Here is a 692-nt window from a genome sequence, read left to right on the forward strand (position 1 = left end):
GGAAGCATGGCCGCTATCACATCGCGCAGAACCGCCTACAGCGCGAAGTCTACACACTTTCCACGGATTTCGAGCACCTTGTCTGCACACGCGGCGACCGCGTACTGGTCAACCACGATACGGTGCTTTGGGGGATTGGTGCGGGACGAGTAAAGGCTGTCACATCCTCTCCGGATACGGTGACTATCGATGACACGTTCACGATGGAGGCGGGCAAGACCTACTCCATGCGTTTCCGGCTTGCGGACGGCTCGACGCTGGTGCGCAAGATCACGGGGGCGGATGGCGAATTCTCCAGCTTCACGCTCAGCGATACGGGTGGCCTGCCGACCACCGGCGATCTGGTGATGTTCGGCGAAGACGGGTTTGAAAGCGTCGTCCTTCGGGTAAAAAGCATCACGCCGCAAAAGGATCTGACGGCGCAGCTTGAGCTTGTCGATGACGCGCCAGAAATCATGGATGCGGACAAGGGCACCATACCGGATTTCGAAACGGGCATTCCGGGGCTGATCGATTACCGCTCCTATGCTCCGTCTTCGATGTCCGCGATCGAGCGGATATGGAGTACCACGCCGGCAACGTCCGCGCTGACCGTGTCGTGGCTTGCGCCTGATGTGGGGCATGTAACTGGCTACATCGTCCGATACGCCCCAAAGGGGACGGGCAATTGGTTTCCTTCGCTTACGGTATCT

Annotated in this window: 1 pseudogene; it reads left to right on the forward strand. The window is 59.1% G+C overall.

The annotated features are described in order from the left end of the window. A pseudogene (locus HGP14_RS35175) lies at positions 1 to 692 on the forward strand (fibronectin type III domain-containing protein); the annotation flags it as partial.

Origin of the sequence: Rhizobium sp. P32RR-XVIII (genome assembly GCF_012641395.1) — a bacterium.
Taxonomy (GTDB): Bacteria; Pseudomonadota; Alphaproteobacteria; order Rhizobiales; family Rhizobiaceae; genus Rhizobium.